The sequence below is a fragment of the Nonomuraea sp. NPDC049750 genome, from assembly GCF_040659625.1.
Lineage (GTDB): Bacteria > Actinomycetota > Actinomycetes > Streptosporangiales > Streptosporangiaceae > Nonomuraea.
In genome coordinates this window covers 56,430-80,234 of sequence record NZ_JBFANB010000001.1, presented here as the reverse complement: position 1 = coordinate 80,234, position 23,805 = coordinate 56,430, and the positions used below count along the sequence as shown (strand labels likewise).

Genomic DNA, 23,805 nt, shown 5'->3' with positions numbered 1-23,805 from the left:
CGTCAGTAACCGGTGACGTCGGGCCAGCGCAGCTCCACGCCGTCGCCGGCGAGCCGGTGCTGGTAGTCGGCCAGGAGCCGCCCGTCCGCGCGCACGGCGTGCGGCGTGGTGGCCTGGTCCAGGCAGAAGGCGGCGAGCGCGCCGGCCGCCTCGCCGACGTTCCACTCCACCGGGTGCAGACGGTAGGCGCCGTTGGTGATGTGGGTGGTGCCGATGTTCTTGGAGGCGGGCAGCAGGTTGGTCATCCGCTGCGGGATCAGCGCCCCGAGAGGGATCTCGAACGGGGAGCAGGCGACGTCGATGTAGTTGTCGCCGCCGGTCGAGGGGTGCAGGTCGATGCGGTACATGCCCACGCCCACCGAGTCGTGATAGGAAGCGGCGCCCTTGTCGCCGCGTACCGCCACGGACAGGTCCTGTTCGGTGACGGTGGTCAGGGCCCGGATGCGCCGGGACTCGCGGATGTAGGGGGCCTGGGCGAGCCCGTCGGCGCTGCCGGTGACGTCGCCGCGCAGCCGCAGGCCCGGGTAGCCGGTGCCGCCGTCGTGGCGGGGGGCCTCGGTCTGCAGCCAGTACATCACCGACATCGACAGCTCGCGGGCCGCCGCCAGGTGCCGATCGGCGTCCGGCACGTCGATGATCGGCCCTTCCAGGTAGTCGATCATCGGCCAGTTGACCAGCGTGATGTCGCTGTCGTACGTGCCGGGCCGGAAGTTGTCGCGGGCGGCGATCCTGCGGAACGTCCACAGGTTGCCGTCGCCCGGGTTGACCCGCTGGTCGGCCTGCACCAGGCGGGGGTCGTCACCCGGGTTCGGGGTGAAGGAACGCTCCACGATCTCCAGCGTCCGCGGGCTCGGGCAGCGCCAGGACAGCAGCCGGTCGCCCCAGAAGGGCGGCTGGTAGGCGCGCCAGAAGTCGTACGAGGCGGGCTTGTCCACGGTGTGGTCGCCGTCAACGTGGTCGATCGCGAAGCACACGGACACGGCCTGCATGTTCATCGGCTGCGCCGTCGCCGGGGCGCTCGGCTCACCGGTCTCGTCCCGCGACTCGAACCCGGTCACGTACTCGGCCCCGGCCAGCGGCAGCAGCTCGCCGGTCTCGGTGGCGTCCAGCACGTACGCCGCCACCGCGGTTATCTCGTCGCCGCTGTCGCGGTGCGCGAGCCGCACAGCCGTGACGCGGTCGCCGTCCACCTCGGCCCCGACTGGCCGGTACGGCTGCAGAACGCGTAACCTGCCCGACCCCCGGTACGGGGCCAGCATCTCCTCGATGACCGCGACGGCGACCCGCGGCTCGTGGCACAACTTGCTGACATGCCCGGCGCCCGGGTTCAGCTCCCGCCACGCCCGCGCCCGCTCGGTCAGCGGGTAGTGGTCGCGGTAGTAGCGCCGGATGCCGTCGCGCAGCGCGCGGTAGCTAGCCGTGACGCCGAACCGCTCCACCCAGGTGTGCTCGTCCGGGGGCACGGCCTGGCTGGTGAGCTGTCCGCCCAGCCAGTCGTACTCCTCGGTGAGCACCACCGAGCGCCCGGCCCGCAGCAGTGCCAGCGCGGCGGCCACGCCGCCCAGCCCGCCGCCGACGACGAGCGCGTCTGCCGATATCTCAACCACGTGGGGTTTTACCTCTCCTCAAGTACGGTCTGTGTCAGGTACGGGGGCCAGGGTCATGTCCGGGGCGCGGGGTGCTGTGCGGGGGTGCCAACGTCATGTCCGGGGTGCGGGTGCCAACGTCGATCCCTCGACCAGCTCGCACGCCAGCAGTTCCTGCGGAACACCACCGCGTTCCAGCACCCCGGTCAGCAACTCGACGGCCCTGCGCCCCATCTCCCGCCGCGGAATGCGGAACCCGACGAAGTCGATGTCGGTCGACACCGGCCTGGTGGACGCGCCCAGCGCGAGAATGGACAGGTCGCGCGGCACGTCCAGGCCACGGGCTCGGGCGCTCTCGACGATGGCCACGCCGTCGGCCAGCTCCTCGGCGAACACCACGGTCGCACCGGAGTCGAACAGCCCGTCCGCGGTGGTCAGGTGCAGCCCTTCGACACCGGTCGCGGCCACACCTTCGGTGAAACCGCGCAGCCGGTCGGCGAAGGACTCCGCGCCCGCCCCCACTCCGACATAGGCCATCCGGCGGTGCCCGAGCGTCGCCGCCCGCTCGACCAGCGCGCGCATCGCGGGCGGGTAGTCGGCCCCGACGTACGGCACCGGCCCGCCGGCATCGTCGCGACGGCCGACGGAAACGAACGGGATGCCTTCGGTCAACAGCCGAGACAGGTCGTCCCGGTCGATGGTCCGGCCGAGCAGGACACATCCGTCGGCCAGCCGAATCCGGCTCTCCCCACTGAAGATCCGCCGCCGCTCACCCTGCTCCACCTTGGCACTGGTGAACAGCAGCAGGTCACAGCCCGCCTCCTCGGCACACTCCTCGATACCGACCAGGAACGGATGGTAGAAATCAGCACCTTCCGCCGGAAAGACGGCCTCGTAGGTGAACACGCCGTAGATGCGGTTACGCCGCTCGGCCAGCCCGCGCGCCGCCGGGTCGGCGACGTAGCCGGTCTCCCTGATTACTTGGAGTACTCGGTCGCGGGTCTCGGGCGAGATCCGCACCTCGCCGTCGGCCCGCCCGTTGAGCACCAGTGACACCGTCGTCTGGCTCACTCCAGTCATGCGCGCGATGTCCTGCTGCGTCAGACGCCGCCCTGAACCAGTCACTGTGCGTATCACCTATCGTCCTGCTAATGCGCATTAGTTCGGTCATTGTGAAACCGGACATTGGACGATGTCAAGGGGTAATAGCTGAAGTAATCCGTATTATCAGCGGCGCTTGCTCTCGCGGGTATGACGACGCCCAGTGACGCCGCCAAAACCCGCCCACGGTATTTGACCTGGCCTTCCGGGACCGTGCCCCAGGGTCCAACCTTGACGCCCTTGGCCGCCCAGCGGACGGGCGGTCCCGGCTACTGTGCGGCGAACGGACAGAAAGCCAGACCGAGGGGTGAACGAGTGAACAGGAAGCTGGCAACCGACCCGGCGGCTCTCCGGAGCGCCGCGAACGATCAACTGGCAAGCGCGGAAGGAGCATGGGCCGGCGGAGAAGTCTCTGTTGAGGGGTTCCTCCGGCGGGTCATCGCCGATCTCGACCGAATGCCTATGTTGAGCGTTGACTATGCCGAGTTCCGGCATTACGGCTCTGGGTACGCGTCCTACGTCGAGGTCCTCATCACCAAGCGCGACGGATCGATGTGCCGTTCCGAGAGCGGCTGGACGAAGGTTGAAGGGTTACCCCTGACGCTGTGCCGACTCGCTCCACTGGCGGCACTCTTCAAGCCCGACATCCGATCATCGAGGCCTGACGGTGCCGGTAGCAGCGGCCTACCGGCTCTGTCACTGGTCACGGACACCGCTCCTCCGGGATGGGAGGAGGAGTTTCGGCAGATCGGCCAGGCGCTCGATCGACACGATGTCGCCTTGCTCGGTTCTCAGGTCCTCAGCTTGCCGTTAGAGGCCGGGCTGCGGGTGGAAACAAACCTTGGCGACCCGCCGTACAGCGTGTTCGATGCCTGGTTCCACTGGATGGACTGATGCATCGTGACGGATCACGCTGATCGCTGGTCGGAGGAAGCGGCGCGCAGTTGCGCCAGGTCCAGTTCGATGCGGCGTCCGTGAACGGTCACGACGATGCTGGCGCCTTCGGCTCCCGTCGCCGTGAGGTAGTCGAACAGGGTGGACAGCAGCATGTCGCTGCGATTCTCCAACCGGGACACCACGGCTTGTCCCACGCCAAGTCTCTTGGCCACTTCGACCTGGGTCATCTGTCCGGCTTTGCGGATCATCGCTAGGTTCATGGCATAGGCGCGGTCCATTTCCTCGGCCGCCTCGTGCGCCTGGGCGACGTCAGCGGCGAGTTCGGGATCGGCGAGCAGTCGGTCCAGGTGTTCGTTGCCGCGGACGAAAGTGTTGTCAGGCTCGGTCATGGCTTCTCCTCAAACGCTGTCTCCCGTTTCCACTGATCGATCAGTCCGTCCGCGCGTGCGGCCACGCTGTCGTAGAACAGATCGCCCAGCTTGGCCTTGTCGCCGGCGAACAAGGCCACGACGACCTTCCCGGTGTTCGGTGGAAACCAGCAGATCAATCGCACCGCCACCTCCGGATGGTAGGCGTGCGACACCCGCCACAGCTGATGGCGGCGCGACTGGCGAACCCACCGCAGTGTGGCCGTTTCCGCATCCGGGGTGAGTGGTCCAGTCATATTCCGAAGCTGATCCAAGGCGCGGGCGGTGAACATCAGGAGCAGCCGCGATCGCTGGTCGCCAGCACGGGCTTCTGCTTCGAGCCGGTCAAGCCACGCGCCGAACTCGACTGGCCAGTCAATGTCCACACACCCACTATGCCATCGAAGTCATATGCCTTTCAAGTCATATCGATTCGGGGGTGTCGCCTTGAGTCAGCACGCTGATCGGATAATTCCCAGTGCCTCCTCGACGCGGTCCGCGTGGGTGCGGAAGCTGAGCACGCACAGGCGCAGGAAGAACCTGCCGTCGATGGCCGTACTGCTCAGATACACGCGCCGGCTGGAATTGATCTCGGCCAGGAGCCGCCTGTTGTCCTCGTCCGTTCCGCGCAGCCGGAAGAGCACCACTGTCAGGTCCGGTTGCCACGGCACCTCGAAGCGTGGGTCCCGGGCGAGCTGGCGGTGGACATAGGCGGCGAGGTCGAGCTTTTCGTCCAGCTCCCGTTCGAAGGCCCGTACGCCGTGCAAATGCAGGGGCAGCCACAGTCGCAGCCCCCGGAACTCCCGGGTCAGCTCCACCCCGAGGTGGCCGAAGTCGGGCAGGTCGTCCACCGGGCTGAGGTCCTGCAGGTACCGGGCGTCGGCCGCGTGGGCGGCATGCAGTACGGCGGGGTCGCGCACCAGGAGCAGGCCCGTGCCGTACGGCAAGAACAGGCTCTTGTGCGGATCCAGCGCGATCGAGTCGGCCGCCTCGATCCCGGCGAGCCGGTCCCGGCCCCGCTCGGTGAGCTGGAACCCGCCACCGTAGGCGGCGTCCACGTGGAACCACAGCCCCTCCTCGCGAGCCAGCTCGCCCAGCTCGGGAAGTGGGTCGATGGTGCCGGAGCTGGTGGTTCCCGCGGTGCCGACCAGGAGGAACGGGCGTAGCCCCGCGGCGCGGTCGGCGGCGATCATCGTGGCCGCCGACGAGACGTCCATGCGCAGGTCCGCGGTGGCGGGCACGGTACGGATCCGCTCGGCGGGCAGGCCGGCGATGCGGGCGGCCTTGGCGACGCAGTAGTGCGTGTGCTCGGTCACGTACAACATGCCGTCGCCGTCGCCGTCGCCGTCGCCGTCGCCTCCGCCGTCTCCGTGGGCGTGGCGGGCGGCGAGCAGTGCTGACAGCGTCGCCACCGACGCGCCCGTCGTGACCAGCCCGCCCGAGCCCTCCGGCAGTCCGAACCGGTCGCAGAACCAGGTCAGCACCCCGTGCTCCATGGCGACCAGCGCGGGCGCCACCTGGGCCACGCCGGTGAAGCGGTTGACGGTCTGGGCCAGCAGTTCGGCCAGCGCCGCCGTGACCAGCCCGCCCGCCGGGAAGTATGCGAGATAGCCTGGACCGGCCGTGTCCACGCCTTGCCCGGCGGCTTGGCGGAAGAGCTCCAGGAGGGCGGCGAAGTCGCCGGGGCCTTCGCCGGGCGGGCGCCGCAACGTGGTGACCAGTTGTCCGGCCTGCCGGTAGTCGCTCGCGGGCGCCGAGTCCAGGTCGCGGACCCAGTCGGCCAGGAAGTCCACCGCGTGCCGGCCCAGGCGCTGAATGGCGGAGGAGTCGAGTTCGAGGGGGAGAGCGCGTTCGTCGGTCGTCATGCGGGCACGGTAGATATGCGGCGTACGCGAAGGATTGGACGTTATTGCACCCCACGCTGGTAGGCGCGCGGCGGAACCCCGACGAGGCGGCGGAAGTGCCGCGAGAGGTGCGACTGGTCGCAGAACCCCACCGTGACGGCCGCCTGCGCCGGCGGCATGCCCTGCCGCAGCAGTTCACGAGCCTTCGCGACGCGCAGCTGGGTCACGTACGCGTGCGGCGGCATGCCGTACGCGTGCCGGAAAGAGCGCAGCAGGGCGTAAGGCGTGACCTCTGCCACCGCCGCCAGTTCAGTCAGGCCCGGCGGGTCCGGCATTGTCGCGTGCAGCAGATCCCGTACCTGGGCCATGCTCCTCCTTCCGGTCCGGCGGGCCTGGCGCTGCGGGCGGCGCGTGCCGTACGCGCGGAGCATGAGGGTCAGCAGCGTGTGGAGCTGGGAGTCCGCGGCCAGTGACGCGCCGGACTCCGCCACGCGATGGGCGGCCGCCACCCGCCGGGCCATCCGCGGGTCGGTGATCACCCGCCGCTCGAACGACGGGGTTCCGCCGGGCACGCCGATCTCGTCGGCGACCTCCCGCACCTGCTCGACGCTCGGGTACAGCACCCGGTACGTCCATCCGTCGGTCGTGTGGGGCCCGCCCGTGTGGACGACGCCCGGTTCGATCACCACGACCTCGTCCGTCCCCGCGTACTGCACGCCGTCGGAGAACCGGATCTCCTCCTGACCGGCCTCCAGCGTTCCCATCGCGTACGTCTCGTGGCTGTGCCGGGCGAACCGGTGCTGGACGAACTGCGCGCGCATCAGATCCAGGCCACCGAGCCCGTGGTAACGCCAGTAGCGGGCAGATTCCACATATCCCTTCATAGCGCGAAAGCGAATGAAACGCGCCGACGCGCATCACCCGGATGGAGGATGCCGGGGCGGCGTGATGGGCGATGTTGCGCGACCCGCCCCGACGGGAGTCTTGAGGCATGGAAGCCATTGAGGTGACAGACCTGCGCAAGACGTACGGGGACACCACCGCCGTGGACGGCGTCACGTTCACGGTCCACGCCGGGGAGACCTTCGGCATCGCCGGCCACAACGGGGCGGGCAAGACCACCACCGTCGAATGCCTCCTCGGGCTGCGGCGCGCCGATGGAGGCAGCGTGCGCGTCCTGGGTGAGGACCCCGCGCGCCGGCGCCGGGCCCTGGCCCAGCGCGTCGGCGCCCAGCTCCAGGAGAGCGCGCTGCCGGAGCGGATCAAGGTCGCCGAGGCGCTGCACGCCTTCGCCTCCTTCTACCACCAGCCCGCCGACTGGCGGGAGGTCATGGAGCGCTGGGGCCTGACCCCTCTGGCGCGCAAGGCGTACGGCGACCTGTCCGGCGGGCAGAAGCAGCGGTTGATGCTCGCCCTGGCCCTGGTCGGCGACCCCGAGGTGGTCGTGCTGGACGAGCTGACCACCGGCCTGGACCCCGTTGCCCGCCGGGAGACCTGGCGGCTGGTACGGGAGCTGAAGACCTCCGGCACCACCGTGGTGCTGGTCAGCCACTACTTCGACGAGACCGAGGCTCTGTGCGACCGCCTGGCCGTCTTCGCCCACGGCCGGATCCGGGCCATGGGCACCCCGGCCGAGATCATCGCCCGGACCGGCACCTCCTCTTTGGAAGAGGCGTACTTCGCCCTCGAAGGAGCGGACCAATGACGGCGTACTTCGCCCTCGAAGGAGCGGACCAATGAAGGCGTTCACCGCGCTCACCACGACCGAGCTGAGGCTGCTGCTGCGCGATCCCGCCTCGGTGTTCTTCATGATGGCCTTCCCGCTGATGCTGCTGGTGCTCAAGCGCGGTGACAGCGGCGCGGTCCCCGGCTACATGGCGATGATCGCGGCCATCGGCGGCTTGGGCGCGCTGCCCGGCATCGTGGCCTCCTACCGTGAGCGCAAGGTGCTCAAGCGGCTGGGGACCACGCCGATCTCCCCGGTTCTGCTGCTTGGCGCCCAGTTGGTGGCGCAGGTCGCCGCGGCCCTGGTCGGCTCGGCGCTGCTGGTGGTCGCCGCGATCGTGGTGTTCGGCGTGCGGCCACCCGCGAACGTGCCCCTGCTGGCCGTCGCCATCCTGCTGTGCTCGGTGATGGTCTGCGCGCTCGGCTTCGTAATCGCCGCGGTCGTGCGCAACACCAGGGGCGCGAGCCTGATCGGCATGCTGGTCGAGTTCCCGATGCTCTTCCTGGCGGGCGCGGCCGTGCCCCGCGAGGCCCTGCCCGACTCGCTGCGCGCTATCGGCGCCTACCTGCCGCTGACCCCGGGCGTGGACGTGCTGAACGCCGCCTGGACCGGCGCCGCCGCCCTCTTCCCGATGATGATCCTTGCCGGGATAATCGTGGCGGGCACTGCGGTGGCCGCGGCGCTGTTCCGATGGGAGTGACGGAGCGGGGGAGTGACCAGGTGGACGTCTGGGAGGCGCGCTGGGTGCGCGCCTTCCACCTGCTGTACTACGCCTGCCTGGCGCTGGGACTGATCCTGTCGATCGGCGAGCACAAGAGCCCGGCACCGATGACGCTGGTGGTGCTCGCGTCGCTGGCCGGCTGGCACTGGTTCTTCATCGTCCGCCGTCCGCACCTGCTCGGCCGGCTCCGCCCTATGGCGCTCCACCTGGCCGTGCTCTGCGCCCTGTACGTCGCGCTGGTGCTCACTGACCGCTCCCTCGATGTGGTGATCTTCGGGCTGATGCCCCAGCCGTATGTGATGCTGCCCATCCCCTGGTCGTACGCGGGGGCTGTGGCGACAATCCTGTGCACGTTCGCGGCCAGGGGTTACCTGGACGACCCCGACGTCCTGTGGCGGCTCGCCGGGAGTTGCGGCCTGGTGGTGGCGATCGGCATGTTCTTGACGTACGTCCTGCGCCAGAGCGAGCAGACCAAGACGCTCGGTGTGCTGGAGGAACGGGCCAGGCTGGCCAGGGAGATTCACGACACCATCGCCCAAGGGCTGAGCGGGATCATCACCCAGCTTGAGGCGGCCGAACAGGCCATGCCCGAACCGGGCACACCCGACCTGCCCGCCGTACGCAGGAGGATCACGCTGGCCAAGGAACTGGCCCGCGACAACCTCCAAGAGGCCCGCCGCTCGGTGGACGCGCTGCGGCCGGGGCCGCTGCGGGACGCGCGCCTCGACGCCGCCCTGGCGCAGGTCGCCGAGCGGTGGTCACGTACGTCCGAAGTGGCCGCCACTGTGACAGTGGAGGGCACACCCCGGCCACTGCCCGGCGAGGTGGGCGCCACGCTGCTGCGCGCGGCGCAGGAGGGGCTGTCCAACGCGGCCAAGCACGCGCGGGCCGGCCGGGTGGCGATCACGCTGACGTACATGGACGACGAGGTGACGCTGGACGTGTTCGACGACGGTAAGGGCTTCGACCCGGCCGCGCGCGGTTCCGGTTACGGGCTGGCGGCCATGCGCGAGCGCGCCCGCGGCGTGGGCGGAACGCTGACGGTGGAGACGGCGCCGGGAGAGGGGACGGCACTGTGCCTGCGTATCCCCTCAAGCTGATGATCGTGGATGACCATCCGGTGGTCCGCGACGGGCTGCGCGGCATGTTCGACCACGTGGACGACATCGAGGTGGTGGCCGAGGCCGGCGACGGGTACGAAGCGCTGGCCATGGCCAGGCAGGCGCGGCCGCACGTCATCCTCATGGACCTGCGCATGCCCGGCCTGGACGGCGTGGGCGCGATCGAGCGGCTGCGCGTGGACCACCCGGAGATCAAGGTGATCGTGCTGACCACGTACGACACCGACGCCGACGTGACCCGGGCCATGGCCGCCGGGGTGGCGGGCTACCTCCTGAAGGACGCGCCGCGCGAGGAACTGCACCGGGCGGTCCGTACGGCCGCCGCGGGCGGCGCGGTCCTGGCGCCGTCGATCGCCTCCGCGCTCATCCGCGGGCCCGCGACGCAGGCGCCGAGCCCGCGCGAGCTGGAGGTGCTGCGCCTGGTGGCACGGGGCGCGGCCAACAAGGAGATCGCGAGAACCCTGCTGATCAGCGAGACCACGGTCAAGACGCACCTCAAGCACGTCTTCGCCAAGCTCGGCGTCGAGACCAGGGCGGCGGCGGTCGTGGTGGCCATGGAACGAGGGCTCCTCTGACTCGGACGGCTTCGTAGCCTCTGGTAACTCTCCGTGGTCACTGACTTGATGAGCCGGCCGATTGACTTGAGGCACTACGCGCCGGATGAGAATTGCCGGCACGCCTGCTGTATTACCGACTGTGTGGTTACAGAAGGTGTCAAGTCGACAGGTCTTTGCGGGGTCGGAATATGCGAATCGCAGGATTACGGAGTGTTCGCCTCTCGTCACTTGGATCTCACTCCTGCCAGTTCAGAGCTGGCCTAGATCGCCCGCGATCCATCCCCCTTGGACGTGAACGCACGGGTTATGGCTTCATTGACTCGGATTCTGGTAAAGACGGAAAAGTCGGTTCGGACTTTCCAAACATTTGACGGCCGCCTTGTCCGACGGGAACGTCGATGGCGCCCTGGCTTCGGCAATCGAAGCCCTCGCGCCGGACGGCGGGCCCTGCACCTTGGGTGGCGGCCATGCTGCGCACCGTATTCGAGCAGAGTGACGAATGGTGCGAATGATAGCCGGGTAATAGGTGACCTTCTCAAGCACCATCTCAACGGGCTTGTCCGTTTCGGTTGATGAACACCATGGGTGCTGTTAACTTCACACGGTGGACGACACGCGGGTACGGACGGAGGCAATCGAGGACTTCGCGGTGACCCTGCGGGAACTGCGCACCTCGGTCGGCAACCCGTCTTTTCGGGAAATGTCCGGCCGGTCAGGGGCGATTTCTCACACAACGCTGCACGAGGCTACGAAGGGTAACCGGCTCCCGAGCTGGGAGACCACCGTTGAGTTCCTCAAGGTGTGCGGCGCGGACCCGGCCGCGTACCGCGAGCGCTGGGAGCGAGCGAACCTGGCGGTCAGATCGGGGAGCGCCGGGGAGCTTTCGATTCGCCCGGACACCTCAGTGGATCATCTGCCCGGCGGAGTCGCGGAACCCCTTACCGTGCACCTCGCCAACGGATGGTCAACCGGCGAGACCGTGGGCGAGGTCCCCGCGCCAGGGGGACAAGGGCGATCGCGGTGGATCCGCCCGGCCGCGTTCGTGGCGGCGGCCGTCACCGTGGGGTCGGTGGCCGTCATCGTGACCACCATCAATCGCGGCGCCACGCCCGACGTACAACCCGGCCCGGCCCTGTCCGGCACCTCAGCGATGGCCGCGCTGTCCCCGGCCGATTGCCCGGTGCGTTCGACCAGCCCGCCCTTGGCCGCGCCGCTGCACAAGGGCGACGCGGTGACGTTCATCGAGGACGTCACGCTCCCCGACTGCTCGCGCGTCGAAACCGGTAAGAGCGTGACCAAGACATGGCGGCTCAAGAACGCCGGGACCGTGCCGTGGAAGGGATATTCGCTGCGTCGCCTCGACGTCACGCAGCAGGCCGATCAGTGCCAGACCATTTCCCACGTGCCGATCAAGGACACCCAACCCGGCGAGCTGGTCGACATCCAGACCGTCGTCACCACGCCGAGCAAGCCGGGCCTGTGCTACGTGCGATTCAAGATGGTGGACGCTTCGGGAACGGTCCTTTTCCCCGGAAGCCGGCCGGTCAACTTCCAGATCATCGTAGACGCGCCATAGTTCCCCGCCGCGCAGGATACGGCGGGGAACTATGGTCTTCGGAGGGGTCAGGAGCCGATGACGATCCCCGTGTAGTAGTTCTTGAGGATCCTGGAGTAGCTCCAGCCCGCTCTGGCCTTGTCGCGGGAGCCGTACTGCGACATCCAGTCGCCGTTGACCCAGTTGCCGCACGCCGTCGTCGTTGAGCAGTACTGGGCCCGGAAGATCTTCCCGCTGCGAGTCAGCCGGGTGCCCCAAGTCGCGTCCACCGCGGCGTTCGTCACCGCCTTCGCGGAGCCGGGCTTGTACACCTGGCTTGAAGTGTGGTCATAGACGTCGAAGCACTGGCCGCTCGGCGTCTTGCTGGCGGAGTGCAGCGCCCAGTACCAGCCGAAGTTCTTCACGGCCATCGCGCCGGCCTTGAGGGACTCGCTCGGCCAGCTCGTCACCCACTCGTTGGGCAGGACGTTCTTGACGTAGGTCTTGAAGTCCACCCGCTCCACGCGATTGAGGGACTCGCGGTACACGAGGATCGTCGTGGGCAGCTTGCTGTCCGTGCCGTCGGTCTTGCATTGGGTCGGCGGTAGGGAGCTACCCAGGAACTCGTGCGAGGCGTTCTGGTTCTTGAGAGTGGAGTTGAGGTTGGCCTTGGCGCCCGGGGCGAAGTCCTGGTAGCTGCCGGTGAGGCCGGTGTTGAAGTAGACGCGGACCTTCTTGCTGCTGCGGTTCCAGGCGGAGGCGGCGGCGTTCTTGATGCACTTGCCCTTGCCCGCGCCGGGACCCTTGAAGTCATAGCAGCTGGGCTGCGTGGTGGAGTAGTCGGGGATCGAAGTGGTGAAGTCGGAGACCGATCCCTGGTTGTTGCTGTTGAAGTAGTAGCAGAACTCGCCGGTGTCGCAGACTCCGTCGCGGCTGGCCGCCGAGGCGGGCGAGGCGGTGGCCAGCATGGTTCCGCCGAGCGTCATCGCCGCAGTGAGCCCCGAGATCAGCCGTACAGTTCGTGAAGGCACAGGTGTCTTCCTCTCTTGTCAGCGGTCGGGGTTCGCTATCGGACGTTGTAGCCCTGGGAGTTCCAGAACGAGGTCGGGTTCGGGTTCTCCAGGTTCGGGTCGCCGACGCTCTTGGACGCCCGCGTCTGGCGTCCGGGGCGCATCTCGACGTGGGTGTGCGCGGACCCACTGCTCGAAACCCCGTGCCACGACTCGTCGGCGATGATCTGGCCGCGGCTGACCGTCTGGCCGACGCGCAGGGAGGACCGCGGAGCGGAGTGCAGGTAGATCACCGTCTTGTTCGCCGCGGAGTTGTAGACGGCGATCGTGGACAGTCCGGCCCGGCCGGTGGATCCGAACTGGACATTGGTGATCGTGCCCGCCACCAGGTTGTGCACATCCGAGCCGATGCCGCGGGCGATGTCGATGCCCTCATGCCGGCCGGAGGTGGAGGTGTAACCGTCGAAGCCGCAGCTGATCCCGCCGCCGGAGCTCGCGTACAGCGCGAACGACATGTTGGTGCGCGTCGTCGTCGACGGGTTGAACTCGTGCGAGGCGTTCTGGTTCTTGAGGCTGGCGTTCAGGTTGCCCTTGGCGCCTGCGGCGAAGTCCTGATAAGTGCCGGTATTGCCGGTGTTGAAGTAGACGCGGACCTTCTTGCTGCTGCGGTTCCAGACGGAGGCGGCGGCGTTCTTGATGCACTTGCCCTTGCCCTCGCCGGGGCCCTTGAAGTCGTAGCAGGTGGGCTGCGTCGTGGAGTAGTCGGAGACCGATCCGGTGAAGTCGGAGACCGAGCCCTGCTGGTTGCTGTTGAAGTAGTAGCAGAACTCGCCGCTGTCACAGACGCCGTCACGGCCGGCCGCCGAGGCGGGCGTCGCGGTGGCCAGCACCGTTCCGCTGAGTGCCATCGCGGCGGTCGTCGCGGTGAGGATCCTGGTGAAAGTTCTCATGCTGTTTCTCCTTTGTCTGCGGTGCTTCTAGGTCTCGGATGATCAGCGGAGCTTGGTTTCGGAGGACTCAGCGGCGCTGGTACTCCTCCCAGGTGCGGATGGTCACCTTGGGACCGTCGTCCGGCCCGCGGTTGGCGAGCCCGTTCTGGCCCAGGTAGTAGTCACCGATCTGGTGCTGGGCCTGGCTGGAGAGGCTGGTGTCGTTGATGGCGGCGGCGTGGATGTGCCACGGCCAGTCGCCCTGCTGGGGGCTGCGCACCCAGGCCGCGAAGCCGACCCGGCGCAACGCGCGGCAGACCGCGGTGCGGGTGGCGGCGGTCATCCCCTTTACGGAGACGTCGATGACGCCGCCGCCGTCGTGGGTGCCAACGGAGGTCGGGTCGCCGCCGGGGTTGTACGAACCCTGGTCCAGCGCGAGATCGCGGCCGAGCAGGCGCTTCGCCTCGGCCAGCATGTTCCGGGTACGGGTGTTGACGACGGCGGCGCCGTAGGACACCCGGGCGCCCGGGTCGACGGTGGCGGTGACGGTGAAGCGGCCGGCTCCGAGCTTGGCGAGCGACCCCTTGCCCGGCAGGCCGTTGGCGTCCAGACCGGTGAGGCCGAGCGACTTCTGGTACTTCGCATAGGCGGTGACCGTCGTGGAGCCGAAGTAACCGTCCACCCATTTCGCGTCGAGCAGGCTCCGGTCGCGCAGCGCCTGCTCAACGAGGAGCACACTGGCCTTGGCGCCCGGGGTCTGCGTGCTGTCAGGTCGCCTCGGGTCGATCAGGGCCGCCTTGACGGTGGCTTCCATGTTCACGCTCGGAAGGGCCCTCATGCCGGCCGCCTCGGCCGCCGACATCACGGACCCTTCGGCCAGTGATGTGAGCAAGGCGGCCGACAAGAGGGCAGCGGCGCATGAGGCCAACTTCATCGTTACTCCTGGGGTGGGGTTGCTGGGCGGCGGGATCAATCTCGCCGGTTACCCAACGTGTCCACAAGGAGATCGGTGTTGTCAGCCTGTCCGCATGCGATCTGACAGCCCTGGCCATACGCCATCTGACAGGCCTTCCGGTGGCGCTGACAGGGCCTGACCAGGCACGACGAGCATCATGACGTCGGCCAAGGGCTGGCGGCAGAACGGCCCGCTACGCGGGTGCGGCAGCATCGGCGGCGGTTACACGCAGTGGCCGACGGCGCGCAGCGAGTGGGAGGTGGGGCGCTAGTGCCAGTTGTGCGGTGCGCGTTTGAGAGTGTAAGCCGCCTCTGGCAGGTCGTCCCGGACGCGGATCATCCAGCGGACGAGATCGGTGGTGAGGTCGGCCCGGATGGCGGCGAGCGCGGGATCGTCGTACCGGTTGTCCAGCTCCGCGGGGTCGGTGTCCAGATCGTACAGCTCGCCGGTGCCGCGCTCGTCCAGCAGCAGCTTCCACTGCCCGCGCCGGAGCATCACCGTCGTGCCGGACTGGGTGACGGTGTTGAGCTCGTCGAAGGTGCGACCCTCGTACGGGAAATGCAGCGGAGGGCGCTCGCCGACGTCATAGGACAGCCCACCGAACCCGCGTTCGCCGTACCCGCTGGCGAACTCTTCGGCCGGATACGGCTCCCCGGTGAGCATGGGCCACAGGCTGCGGCCCTGGACACCGGGCGGGATCTCGACGTCGAGAGCGTCGCAGATCGTCGGGAACAGATCGGCGAGCGAGACGAAGTCGGCGCGATTGACCATCGGCCGCACGTCCGGCCCGGCCACAGCGAACGGGATGCGCATCAGGCACTCGGCCATGCCCGCGCCCTTGCGCTGCAGGCCGTAGTCGCCGGTGTAGTCGCCGTGGTCGGCGACGAAGAACACCAGCGTTTCCCGATCGCCCAGGTACGCGAAGAACCGGCGTAGTTGGTCGTCGATGAGGCGGAGCATCCCGCAGTAGTTGGCGCGGTATCGCCGCCACTCCGCGTCGTAGCCGGGCCGCTTCTCCTCGATCAGCTCGCGCAGCCAGGTGTACGTGCCGCCCTTGCGCTCGGCGCCCTCGGGCCCGACCATCCGCTCGGGCATCTCCTCCGGCGCGAACAGGCTGAAGTACGGCTCCGGCACCTGGTACGGGTTGTGCGGCTCGGGGAACGACAGCCAGGTGAAGAACGGCCGGTCGGCGGGCGTCCGGTCGATCGCGCTGATCGCGTCGTCGACGATCCGATACGGAAACTGGCACTCCAGCGGAAACGGCGTCGGCTCATGGCTCACCGAGTGGTCGAGCGCGCCGAGCCACTGCTCGAACCGTGCCTGCTCAGGCGTCCCCGCCGGTCCGCGATTATGCCCGTACGGCGCGGCGAAGGTGTCGAAGTCGGCGGGCTCGCGGTAGAAATGCGTTTTGCCCGCCATATGCAGCGCGTAGCCGGCCGCACGCAGCACGTCCACCAGATCGGCGCCGCGCAGCACGTGCTGCGCGGCGCTGTTCTGCCGGACCCGGTGCGCGGACGGATACCGCGCGGTGAGCAGGCTGACCCGGGCGGGCACGCACGCCGGCGACGTGGTGTAGGCCCGGCGGAACTGGGCGCCGGTGCTCATCAGCCCGTCGAGGAAGGGCATGGTGTCCAGCGGGAAGCCGCTCGCGGCCGTCCAGGCGGCCCGCTGCTGATCGGTCATGATCAGCACGATGTTAGGTCGGTTCACGGGTTGTGGGTCCTCCGGCTAGCGCTTCGCGTACATCGGCTTGAGGTAGTCCGCCCGCGGCTTCCAGTTGGGGAAGGCGTAGTCGTCCAAACTGACCTGCGCGCCCTTGCTCTTGGCCGCCGCGATGGCCAGGTCCCGCTGCTTGGCGCTGTCGCTGGACAGCTTGGTCAACGCCGCGCGGACGTCGGTGACATCGCCGGTCAGCGCACCCTGGACGATGTCCCCGAGGCCCGGGGTCACCCGCTTGAGCTCGACTTGCACCCGCTGGAGGTCCTTGTTGCCGGCGATCGGTTCGGGGGCGAGGAAGACGCTCTCCTTGAACCAGCCGATCAGCTTCTTGTACGCGGGATGCGCCTGGGACTGCTCGACGACGGAGATGTCGCGCGGGGGCTGCGACATGGTCCCGGCGACCGTGCGTGAGTACTCCTCGGCGGCGAAGTGGTCGCTCAACAGCTTGTTCGCCGCTGCGGCGTGCTTGCTCGTCGGTGACAGCCAGTAGTCTCCCGGTTGCGGGATATGGTACGTCGCCACGGCGGTGCCCGCGTCAGGCACCAGAATCGGCCCCACGCCGAGCTTGTCCCCGAAGCCGGGCGTGTCCTTCAGCGCCACGCCGGGGCACCAGGGGCCGTCGAAGTAGTACGCCGCGATCCCGGCGGTCCAACGGGCCCGCGCCACGTCGTCGAGCCAGGAGTTCGCCCCCGGCACCAGCACTTTGTCCTGCCGCAGCGAGACCAGGAACTCGATCACGTCGAGGTATTCGTCGGCGTGGTAGGCGTACTCGCCGGTCTTGTACCGCGTTCCGGCGCTCCCGAGCGTTCCGGCGCCTCCGGCGAACCCGGCCGCCTGCGCCAGGTCGTGGACCTGGTCGCCGAGCCGGTCCGGCATGCCGATGTTCCACACCCAGCCGTACGACTGGCCGCCGCCCTTGCTCTGCACCGCGCGGGCCGCGGCCCGGAACTCGTCGTACGTCCTCGGCGGCGCGTCCGGGTCCAGCCCGGCGCGCGCGACCAGCTCCGTGTTGAACCAGGTCACCGCGGAGTAGGTCTGGTGGCTGAAGATGGGAAAGGCGTAGATCTTGCCGTCGAAGACGTGCAGGCCCTCGATGAGCGAGTCCTCGACCCGGGCCTTCGCCGCGTCGCTGAGGTCCAGCGGCTGCGCCCACCCGCCGGCGACGAGCGCCGCCGCGGGAACGTTGAGGCCGGCGTTGGTGCGGATGTCCGGCAGCTGGCCGCTCTGTTTGGCCAGCTGCAGCGCCTGGCCCATCTTCCCCGGGTTGTAGTAGGTGTACTGGACGGGAACGCCGCCGGGGCTCTTGGCGAACTTGGCGAAGATCTCCGCCTTGGCCTTCTGGAGCTGGTTCTGGTGGTCCCACCAGGTCAGCGAGTCGCCGCTGGCACCGGCGCCGCCACCACCGCCCGCGCCGCACGCGCCGGTCGCCGTCGCGGCGGCCAGAGTGCCCGCCGCGGCGAGGAATCCCCGCCGAGTCATCCCGCTCATCGGTCCTGCCTTCCACCTCGCGGGGTGAAGAATGTTGCCGCGTGGCAAATTCATTCTTGCCACGCGGCATGCCGCGTGGCAAGACTCTTCTTAGCAACTAGGAGGATGAACGACTGTGGTGACACAACGTGACGTGGCGCGGCGGGCGGGAGTCTCGGTTCGGACCGTCTCCAACGTCGTGAACAACTTCGCCTACGTGTCCGAGGAGACCCGCGCCCAGGTGCAACAGGCCCTGGACGAACTCGACTACCGGCCCAACCTCGCGGCGCGCAGCCTCAACCGGGGGCGGTCCAACCTGCTGGCCCTCGTCCTGCCGCTGGACGTGCCGTACTTCACCGAACTGGCCGCCCACGTGGTGGACCGCGCCGAGGAACGCGGCTACACGGTGCTCATCGACCGCACCGAAGGCGTGGCCGAACGCGAGCGGCAGATCGTCATGCGGCGAGACCGGTCGGCCCTGTTCGACGGGTTCATCTTCAGCCCGCTCGGCCTGACCAAGGACGAACTGCGCGACTGGGCGGGCAAGTGCCCGGCGGTGACGCTGGGTGAGGTGAGCGTGGAGGGCGTGGACCACGTCGCCATCGACGACACCGCCGCCGCCCGCGCCGCCACCGCGCACCTGGCCTCGCTGGGCCGGACCAGAATCGCCGCCATCGGCGTGGTGGAGAAACCGCACGGCAACACCTCCGCGCACCGCTCCGCCGGCTATCGGCAGGCGCTGGAGGAGGCAGGGCTGCCCCTGCGGCCCGAGCTGGCGGTACCCGTACGCCGCTACCAGCGCCAGGACGGCCGCCAGGCGATGGATCGCCTGCTCGATCTGGCCGAGCCGCCGGACGCGGTGTTCTGCTTCAACGACCTGCTCGCGCTCGGCGCGATGCGAGCGGTGCTGGCCCGAGGGCTACGGGTGCCGGAGGACGTCGCCGTCGTCGGGTTCGACGCCATCGACGAGGGCCGGTTCGCCACTCCGCCGCTGACCACCGTCGCGCCCGACAAGGAGCGGATCGCCGACCTCGCCGTGACCCGCCTGCTGGCGCGCATCGAGGGTGACAAGAGCCCGGCCGTCCAGCTTGAGGCGCCGTGGCGGCTGATGGTCGACCAGAGCACCACGGGCGTCGCCGGAGCGGGCGGATGACGGTAGCGATCCCTGCCGCGGCGCGCCCGCGCCGCGGCCGCAACACCCTGTACATCTGGCTGTTCCTGACGCCGACCGTGCTGCTGTACGGCGCGTTCACCGTCTACCCGATCGCCGGCAGCTACATCTACTCCTTCACCGACTGGAACGGGTTCGACGCGAGCCCGTCGTTCATCGGCGTGGCCAACTACCGCGAGGTCCTGGCCGACCCGATGTTCTGGAGTTCGTTCCGGCTGACGCTGACGTTCATGGTCTTCGCGGTGCCGGTCCAGGTGTTGGCGACCCTGCTGCTCGCGATCGTGCTCAACTCGCCCCGCATGCCGCTGCGCAAGCTGTTCCGTACCGCCCTGTTCCTGCCGGTGATCACCACCACGGCGATCGTCGGCGTGGTCATGCAGTTCGTCTTCGACCCGGCCAGCGGCCCGGTGAACCTCGCGTTGCGCGAGGCCGGCCTGGCGCCGGACGGCATCGACTTCCTCGGGCAGTCCTCCTCGGCGCTGGGCACGACGATCGCCGTGTACGTGTGGAAGTGGTTCGGGATCACCCTGGTCTACTGGCTGGCGGCGTTGCAGACCGTACCGAACGAGGTGTACGAGGCGGCGCGCCTCGACGGCGCCGGCGCGCTGGCTACCTTGCGGCACATCACCGTGCCCCTGCTCAAGCCCTTCCTGGTCATCATCACCCTGCTGTCGATCGAGGCGTCGTTACAGGTCTTCGACCTCGTCCTGACCATGACCGGGGGCGGCCCGTTCTACTCGACCGAGGTGATCGAGGTGTACATCTACCGCTGGGCCTTCGCCGCGACGATCCCCCGGCTCGGCTACGCCTCCGCGGCCGCCGTGCTGTTCGGGCTGTTCGTCTGCCTTGTCGGGTTGTTCCAGCTGCTCGCCATGCGCGCCACCCGCCGGACCAGGAGCGCCGCATGAGTCGTACGTTGCGCCGACTGCCCTGGTGGCTGGCCGCCGCCGCGCTCGCCATCGGCTGCCTGATCTGGACCTACCCGTTCCTGTGGATGGTCTCCGCGTCACTGAAGACCTCGGCCGAGGTCTTCACCAAGGGGCTCGACCTGCTGCCCGGCGGCGATCCGGCATGGGACAACTACGAGCGCGCGTGGGTCAGCGCGGACTTCGGGAAATACCTGCTCAACACCGTGATCGTTACGGTGTGCACGGTGGTGGTCGTGGTCGTCAGGTGCGCCATGGCCGGCTACGCCATCGCCCGCCACGACTTCCGCGGGCGCCGGATCGTGATGGGCGTCCTGATCGCCACCCTGTTCGTCCCGGCCGGATACACCATCATCCCGCTGGTCGACCTCGCCCAGCGGCTCGGCATGCTGAACTCGCTGACCGGCATGGTCCTCGCGATGTCGGGCGCCGCGCACGTGGCGGCGATCCTGCTCTACGTCGGGTACTTCCGCGGCATACCCAAGGAGCTGACCGAGAGCGCGCTCCTCGACGGCGCCGGGTTCGCGACCGTCTTCTTCCGCATCATGCTGCCGCTGGCCAAGCCCGTGACGGCCACGGTCACCGTGCTGACCTTCCTGTCCACCTGGAACGCGTTCTTCCTGCCGCTGGTCTTCACCTTCTCCCGGCCCGACCTGCGCACCGTCAGCGTCGGCATGCTCGCCTTCGTCGGTGAGAACACCACCGACTGGTCGGGCATGGCCGCGGCGGCGACCATCTCGCTGCTGCCGGTCGTCGCGCTGTTCATCGCCTTGCAGCGCTACTTCGTCGAGGGCATCGCCGGCGCCGTCAAGTCCTGAAATTTCCCGATATTTCCACCGAGAAAGCGAGCACTGTGAGCATTCCACGCCCTGAGTACCCGAGACCCGAGTACCCGAGACCCGAGTACCCGCGCCCTGAATACCCACGTCCGCAGTTCGTCCGTACCGAATGGCAGTGCCTGAACGGAGCCTGGCAGTTCGAGCGGGACGCCGGCGACTCCGGGCTTGAGCGTGGCCTGGTCGACCGGGACCTGGCCGGTGAGATCGTGGTGCCGTTCTGCCCGGAGGCACTGCTGTCCGGCATCGGCGACCCGGACTTCCATCCGGCCGTCTGGTACCGCCGTACCGTCCGGGTGCCGGAAGGTTGGGCCGGGCAGCGGGTGCTGCTGCACTTCCAGGCGGTGGACCACGACGCCACGGTGTGGGTGGACGGCGTCGAAGCCGGCCGGCACCGGGGCGGGTTCACCCCGTTCAGCTGTGATTTGACCACCGCGGCCGACCCGGCGCACACGTACACCGTGGTCGTGCGCGCCCGGGACCCCCGCACCGGCCCGCAGGCGCGCGGCAAGCAGGCGGTCACTTTCGAGGGCGCCGGCGCGTGCTACGGACGCACCACCGGTATCTGGCAGACGGTGTGGTGCGAGCCCGTGCCCGACGCGCACCTCGGCCGACCGCGGATCACGCCGAACGTCGCCGCGTCCGCGTTCCGGATCACCGTGCCGGTGTCGGCCAACCGCCCCGGGCACCGGGTCCAGGTGACGGTGTCGGACCAGACTGGAGACCTCGCGCAGGCGCAGGCGCGCGCCGACCTCGACCTGGCCCCCGAACTGTGGCTGCCGCTGCCCGACGATCGGGTCCGGCTGTGGTCTCCCGAGGATCCGCACCTGTACGACCTGCGCATCGACCTGCTCGACGGCGACGACGCCGTGGTGGACACCGCCACGAGCTACGCCGGCCTCCGCTCGGTCGCCATCGACGGGCACGCCGTCCTGCTCAACGGTGCGGTCCGCTTCCAGCGGCTCGTGCTCGACCAGGGCTACTACCCGGACGGCCTGATGACCGCGCCGACGGACGAGGCGCTGCGCCGCGACATCGAGCTGGCCATGGCCGCCGGGTTCAATGGCGCCCGATTGCACCAGAAGGTGTTCGAGGAGCGTTATCTCTACCACGCGGACCGGGCGGGCTTCCTGGTCTGGGGCGAGTTCGGAGACTGGGGAGCCAACACCGGCGGGCCTTCGGGAGACAACCAGCGACCGACCGCGTCGTTCGTGACCCAGTGGCTGGAGGCCGTCGATCGCGACTACTCCCACCCGTCCATCGTCGGCTGGTGCCCGCTCAACGAGACCCGGCAGCGGCTGACCGACCAGATCACCGTGCTCGACGACGTCACCCAGGGGATGTACCTGGCCACGAAGGCGGCCGACCGCACCCGCCCGGTGGTCGACGCGTCCGGCTACGCGCACCGGGTCCCGGGCGCCGACGTCTACGACTCGCACTGCTACGAGCAGGATCCGGAGGCGTTCGGCAAGCTGATGGCGGGCCTGGCCGACGGGACGCCGTACGTCAACGCCGATCCCGACGGCACGGCATGGTCGGTGCCGTACCAGGGCCAGCCGTACTTCTGCAGTGAGTTCGGGGGCATCTGGTGGAACCCGGACGTACGTCCCGAGGAGCACTCCTGGGGATACGGCGAACGCCCCGCGAGCGAGGAAGAGCTCCAGCAGCGGTTCGCCGGGCTGGTCGGCGTCCTGCTGGACGACCCCCGGATGTTCGGCTACTGCTACACCCAGCTGACCGACGTCTTCCAGGAACAGAACGGCATCTATCGCTTCGACCGTACGAGCAAGCTGGACGTCTCACGGATCCGCACGGCTCAGCTACGTCCGGCCGCCATCGAGCAGGCGTGACATGCCGTTAATGACCGTCGCGCACGAAGTGCGGAAGGCATCGGAGCCGTGCAAACGGCTTTCCGAACCAGCGCTCCGTCGCCCTCACCGCCTGCCAGCCACGCACCAGCCGATGGGTGGAGCTCGAGAACCACACGAGGGAGACCGTGTCGGTGAAATGGCTTGGCGACGGGGCCGACGGCCGACAGGTTCCCCCCGGAGAATCGACGCGGATTGCGGTCGTGTCCGGAGCCTGCCTCCATGCAGGAGCCGAAGGCGTGATCGTGGCCGACACGGCCAGTGGACGGCGTTTCACCTTCGGCCCGCCCGCCTGCACAGGTGGAAAGTGGACTCTGCCGGCCAGCTGATCCACCCGGTGGTGATGACGTCCACGGTGGTTGCGGCGAAGGCAGAAACCCATGACCGGACCCTGCGAATTCAACCTGTGTAACCGTCGTGCGTGACCCCTACCTGCCCGCGGCCGTCGCAAGCGAGTCGACCGGGGCAGGTGAGAACAGGCTGAGCGCTACGCGCCCACTGGACCGATCGGGGAGTGTTATCGGTTCTTGTGGTCAGGGTCGTTGAAGGTCGGGATCGGCTGGTTGGTTGTGGCGTCGAGCATCGTCACACACTCTGGTCTGATGAATCCCCAGCCGTAGTCTTCGTCCAGGACGACTAGGGCTTTGCCGTCCAGGGTCTGAAAACGGTAATTGATCTGGCCTGACCTTTTGCCAATCTGCTCGGTGGGATGCGCGGGGTCGCGAAAGGTGCCACGAGTAAAGTTCGTTCCGGTGAAGTAATTGTAGTAGAGTCTGCAGTCTTTACCCTTGCCGGCCGCCACTTTGGTGGGGACTCCGCTGTGCCTTTTGGTGCCGGCTGGCTTGCTGAATTTCGTACCGATGTTCGTGCGTTGCCACATGCTGTTGGCTGTGCTGGTGGAGCAGCTGTTCGGTCGAGTTCCGGTACGGGCGCCACGGGCGCTCAGGTGGATCCATCCACACATGTTGACTCCGGCCCCCTGGAGCCGACCGTAGGCGTGGTTCAGCTGGCTGGGGCCTACTTGGATGAATGCGGACTGGGACATTATCCGGCCGAGGTAGTAGCCGAATGGGCGGTTTGTTATGCGGGCGCCGGCGCCTAGCTCATCCTTGCCCTCGTTAGGGCTGGGAATGGCGCCGTCCTTGGTCGTGAAGGCGGTCCCTGCCAGCGCTACGGGCGCCGATAGGAGTGACATTGCCAGGACGCCAGATATTGCGATGAGTGTTCGACTGCAGGTACGGATGTCGATGTGGCTCATATCATTTCCTTTACGAGTGCCAGAGATGAGAGTCGATCAATGGCAGGCCCGGAGTTCCGTCAGTCGGGCGTATGCCGTCGGCCGGGAGAGCCTCAATTCGCCGAGGAGTGGTGAGCTGCGGGACGCGCGGCGGTCATGTGGATCGGCCGCCGACGCGGGCCCCGATCGCGAA

22 protein-coding genes are annotated in these 23,805 nt (G+C 68.4%); 10 read left to right on the top strand and 12 right to left on the bottom strand.

Translation table 11 applies throughout. The features are described 5' to 3' along the window. Positions 1–2: 2 nt before the first annotated feature. Both AB0J16_RS00370 and AB0J16_RS00365 read right to left on the bottom strand, forming a co-directional pair. A complete protein-coding gene (locus tag AB0J16_RS00370) occupies positions 3–1,607 on the bottom strand; it encodes an FAD-dependent oxidoreductase (protein WP_358532696.1) in 1,605 nt (534 codons plus the stop codon). 93 nt (positions 1,608–1,700) lie between these two features. Further along, positions 1,701–2,711: a LacI family DNA-binding transcriptional regulator gene (locus tag AB0J16_RS00365; protein WP_358532693.1), complete on the bottom strand. Its 1,011-nt coding sequence runs from the start codon at positions 2,709–2,711 to the stop codon at positions 1,701–1,703. 291 nt (positions 2,712–3,002) lie between these two features. On the opposite strand from AB0J16_RS00365, the gene AB0J16_RS00360 reads away from it, so the two are divergent. Continuing rightward, positions 3,003–3,581 carry a hypothetical protein gene (locus AB0J16_RS00360; RefSeq protein WP_358532690.1) on the top strand — a complete coding sequence of 193 codons (579 nt, stop codon included), beginning with the start codon at positions 3,003–3,005 and terminating at the stop codon, positions 3,579–3,581. A gap of 14 nt (positions 3,582–3,595) precedes the next feature. On the opposite strand, the gene AB0J16_RS00355 is transcribed toward AB0J16_RS00360, so the two are convergent. The 4 genes from AB0J16_RS00355 to AB0J16_RS00340 form a co-directional block, all read right to left on the bottom strand. Beyond that, on the bottom strand, positions 3,596–3,973 hold the full coding sequence (locus AB0J16_RS00355) for a helix-turn-helix domain-containing protein (protein WP_357939483.1): 378 nt from the start codon (positions 3,971–3,973) through the stop codon (positions 3,596–3,598). Continuing rightward, positions 3,970–4,377 carry a hypothetical protein gene (locus AB0J16_RS00350; protein WP_358532688.1) on the bottom strand — a complete coding sequence of 136 codons (408 nt, stop codon included), beginning with the start codon at positions 4,375–4,377 and terminating at the stop codon, positions 3,970–3,972. The genes AB0J16_RS00355 and AB0J16_RS00350 overlap by 4 nt, the downstream gene beginning before the upstream one ends. Positions 4,378–4,443: 66 nt before the next feature. Next, positions 4,444–5,856 carry an aminotransferase class V-fold PLP-dependent enzyme gene (locus AB0J16_RS00345; RefSeq protein WP_358532685.1) on the bottom strand — a complete coding sequence of 471 codons (1,413 nt, stop codon included), beginning with the start codon at positions 5,854–5,856 and terminating at the stop codon, positions 4,444–4,446. Positions 5,857–5,897: 41 nt separating this feature from the next. Beyond that, positions 5,898–6,707, bottom strand: a complete 810-nt coding sequence (locus AB0J16_RS00340; protein ID WP_358532683.1) for an AraC family transcriptional regulator — start codon at positions 6,705–6,707, stop codon at positions 5,898–5,900. Positions 6,708–6,826: 119 nt separating this feature from the next. Here AB0J16_RS00340 and AB0J16_RS00335 point away from each other — a divergent pair, with 119 nt between their 5' ends. The 5 genes from AB0J16_RS00335 (at position 6,827) to AB0J16_RS00315 (ending at position 11,536) form a co-directional block, all read left to right on the top strand. After that, entirely contained in the window at positions 6,827–7,540 is a 714-nt protein-coding gene (locus AB0J16_RS00335; RefSeq protein ID WP_358532680.1) for an ABC transporter ATP-binding protein, read from the top strand. Between the two features lie 31 nt (positions 7,541–7,571). Beyond that, positions 7,572–8,261, top strand: a complete 690-nt coding sequence (locus AB0J16_RS00330) for an ABC transporter permease (protein WP_358532677.1) — start codon at positions 7,572–7,574, stop codon at positions 8,259–8,261. Positions 8,262–8,281: 20 nt separating this feature from the next. Beyond that, complete coding sequence (locus AB0J16_RS00325) at positions 8,282–9,382, top strand: sensor histidine kinase (RefSeq protein ID WP_358532674.1); 1,101 nt, start codon at positions 8,282–8,284, stop codon at positions 9,380–9,382. Then, positions 9,382–9,978 carry a response regulator transcription factor gene (locus AB0J16_RS00320; RefSeq protein ID WP_357939496.1) on the top strand — a complete coding sequence of 199 codons (597 nt, stop codon included), beginning with the start codon at positions 9,382–9,384 and terminating at the stop codon, positions 9,976–9,978. The genes AB0J16_RS00325 and AB0J16_RS00320 overlap by 1 nt, the downstream gene beginning before the upstream one ends. Positions 9,979–10,564: 586 nt before the next feature. After that, positions 10,565–11,536: an NBR1-Ig-like domain-containing protein gene (locus AB0J16_RS00315; protein WP_358532671.1), complete on the top strand. Its 972-nt coding sequence runs from the start codon at positions 10,565–10,567 to the stop codon at positions 11,534–11,536. 47 nt (positions 11,537–11,583) lie between these two features. On the opposite strand, the gene AB0J16_RS00310 is transcribed toward AB0J16_RS00315, so the two are convergent. The 5 genes from AB0J16_RS00310 to AB0J16_RS00290 form a co-directional block, all read right to left on the bottom strand. Next, positions 11,584–12,525 (bottom strand): SpoIID/LytB domain-containing protein, encoded by a 942-nt coding sequence (locus tag AB0J16_RS00310; protein WP_358532667.1) that lies wholly within the window; start codon positions 12,523–12,525, stop codon positions 11,584–11,586. A 35-nt stretch (positions 12,526–12,560) separates the two neighbouring features. Further along, positions 12,561–13,454 carry a peptidase inhibitor family I36 protein gene (locus AB0J16_RS00305; protein WP_358532664.1) on the bottom strand — a complete coding sequence of 298 codons (894 nt, stop codon included), beginning with the start codon at positions 13,452–13,454 and terminating at the stop codon, positions 12,561–12,563. Between the two features lie 67 nt (positions 13,455–13,521). Beyond that, entirely contained in the window at positions 13,522–14,367 is an 846-nt protein-coding gene (locus AB0J16_RS00300; protein ID WP_358532661.1) for a peptidoglycan-binding protein, read from the bottom strand. Between the two features lie 288 nt (positions 14,368–14,655). Further along, a complete protein-coding gene (locus AB0J16_RS00295) occupies positions 14,656–16,098 on the bottom strand; it encodes a sulfatase-like hydrolase/transferase (protein WP_358532658.1) in 1,443 nt (480 codons plus the stop codon). A gap of 18 nt (positions 16,099–16,116) precedes the next feature. Next, on the bottom strand, positions 16,117–17,595 hold the full coding sequence (locus tag AB0J16_RS00290) for an extracellular solute-binding protein (protein WP_358532656.1): 1,479 nt from the start codon (positions 17,593–17,595) through the stop codon (positions 16,117–16,119). A gap of 118 nt (positions 17,596–17,713) precedes the next feature. On the opposite strand from AB0J16_RS00290, the gene AB0J16_RS00285 reads away from it, so the two are divergent. From AB0J16_RS00285 to AB0J16_RS00270, 4 genes are read left to right on the top strand one after another with little or no spacing between them, the layout of a single operon-like run. Next, positions 17,714–18,727, top strand: a complete 1,014-nt coding sequence (locus tag AB0J16_RS00285) for a LacI family DNA-binding transcriptional regulator (protein ID WP_358532653.1) — start codon at positions 17,714–17,716, stop codon at positions 18,725–18,727. Then, positions 18,724–19,653, top strand: coding sequence for a sugar ABC transporter permease (locus AB0J16_RS00280; protein WP_358532651.1), 930 nt, complete (start codon positions 18,724–18,726; stop codon positions 19,651–19,653). The genes AB0J16_RS00285 and AB0J16_RS00280 overlap by 4 nt, the downstream gene beginning before the upstream one ends. Next, the gene (locus AB0J16_RS00275) at positions 19,650–20,489 is read left to right on the top strand and encodes a carbohydrate ABC transporter permease (protein WP_358532648.1); all 840 of its coding nucleotides are present in this window, start codon (positions 19,650–19,652) and stop codon (positions 20,487–20,489) included. Before AB0J16_RS00280 ends, AB0J16_RS00275 begins: the two co-directional genes overlap by 4 nt. Before the next feature lie 35 nt (positions 20,490–20,524). Continuing rightward, positions 20,525–22,357, top strand: a complete 1,833-nt coding sequence (locus AB0J16_RS00270; protein ID WP_358532645.1) for a sugar-binding domain-containing protein — start codon at positions 20,525–20,527, stop codon at positions 22,355–22,357. A 535-nt stretch (positions 22,358–22,892) separates the two neighbouring features. On the opposite strand, the gene AB0J16_RS00265 is transcribed toward AB0J16_RS00270, so the two are convergent. Next, positions 22,893–23,633 (bottom strand): hypothetical protein, encoded by a 741-nt coding sequence (locus AB0J16_RS00265; protein ID WP_358532642.1) that lies wholly within the window; start codon positions 23,631–23,633, stop codon positions 22,893–22,895. Positions 23,634–23,805: the final 172 nt, after the last annotated feature.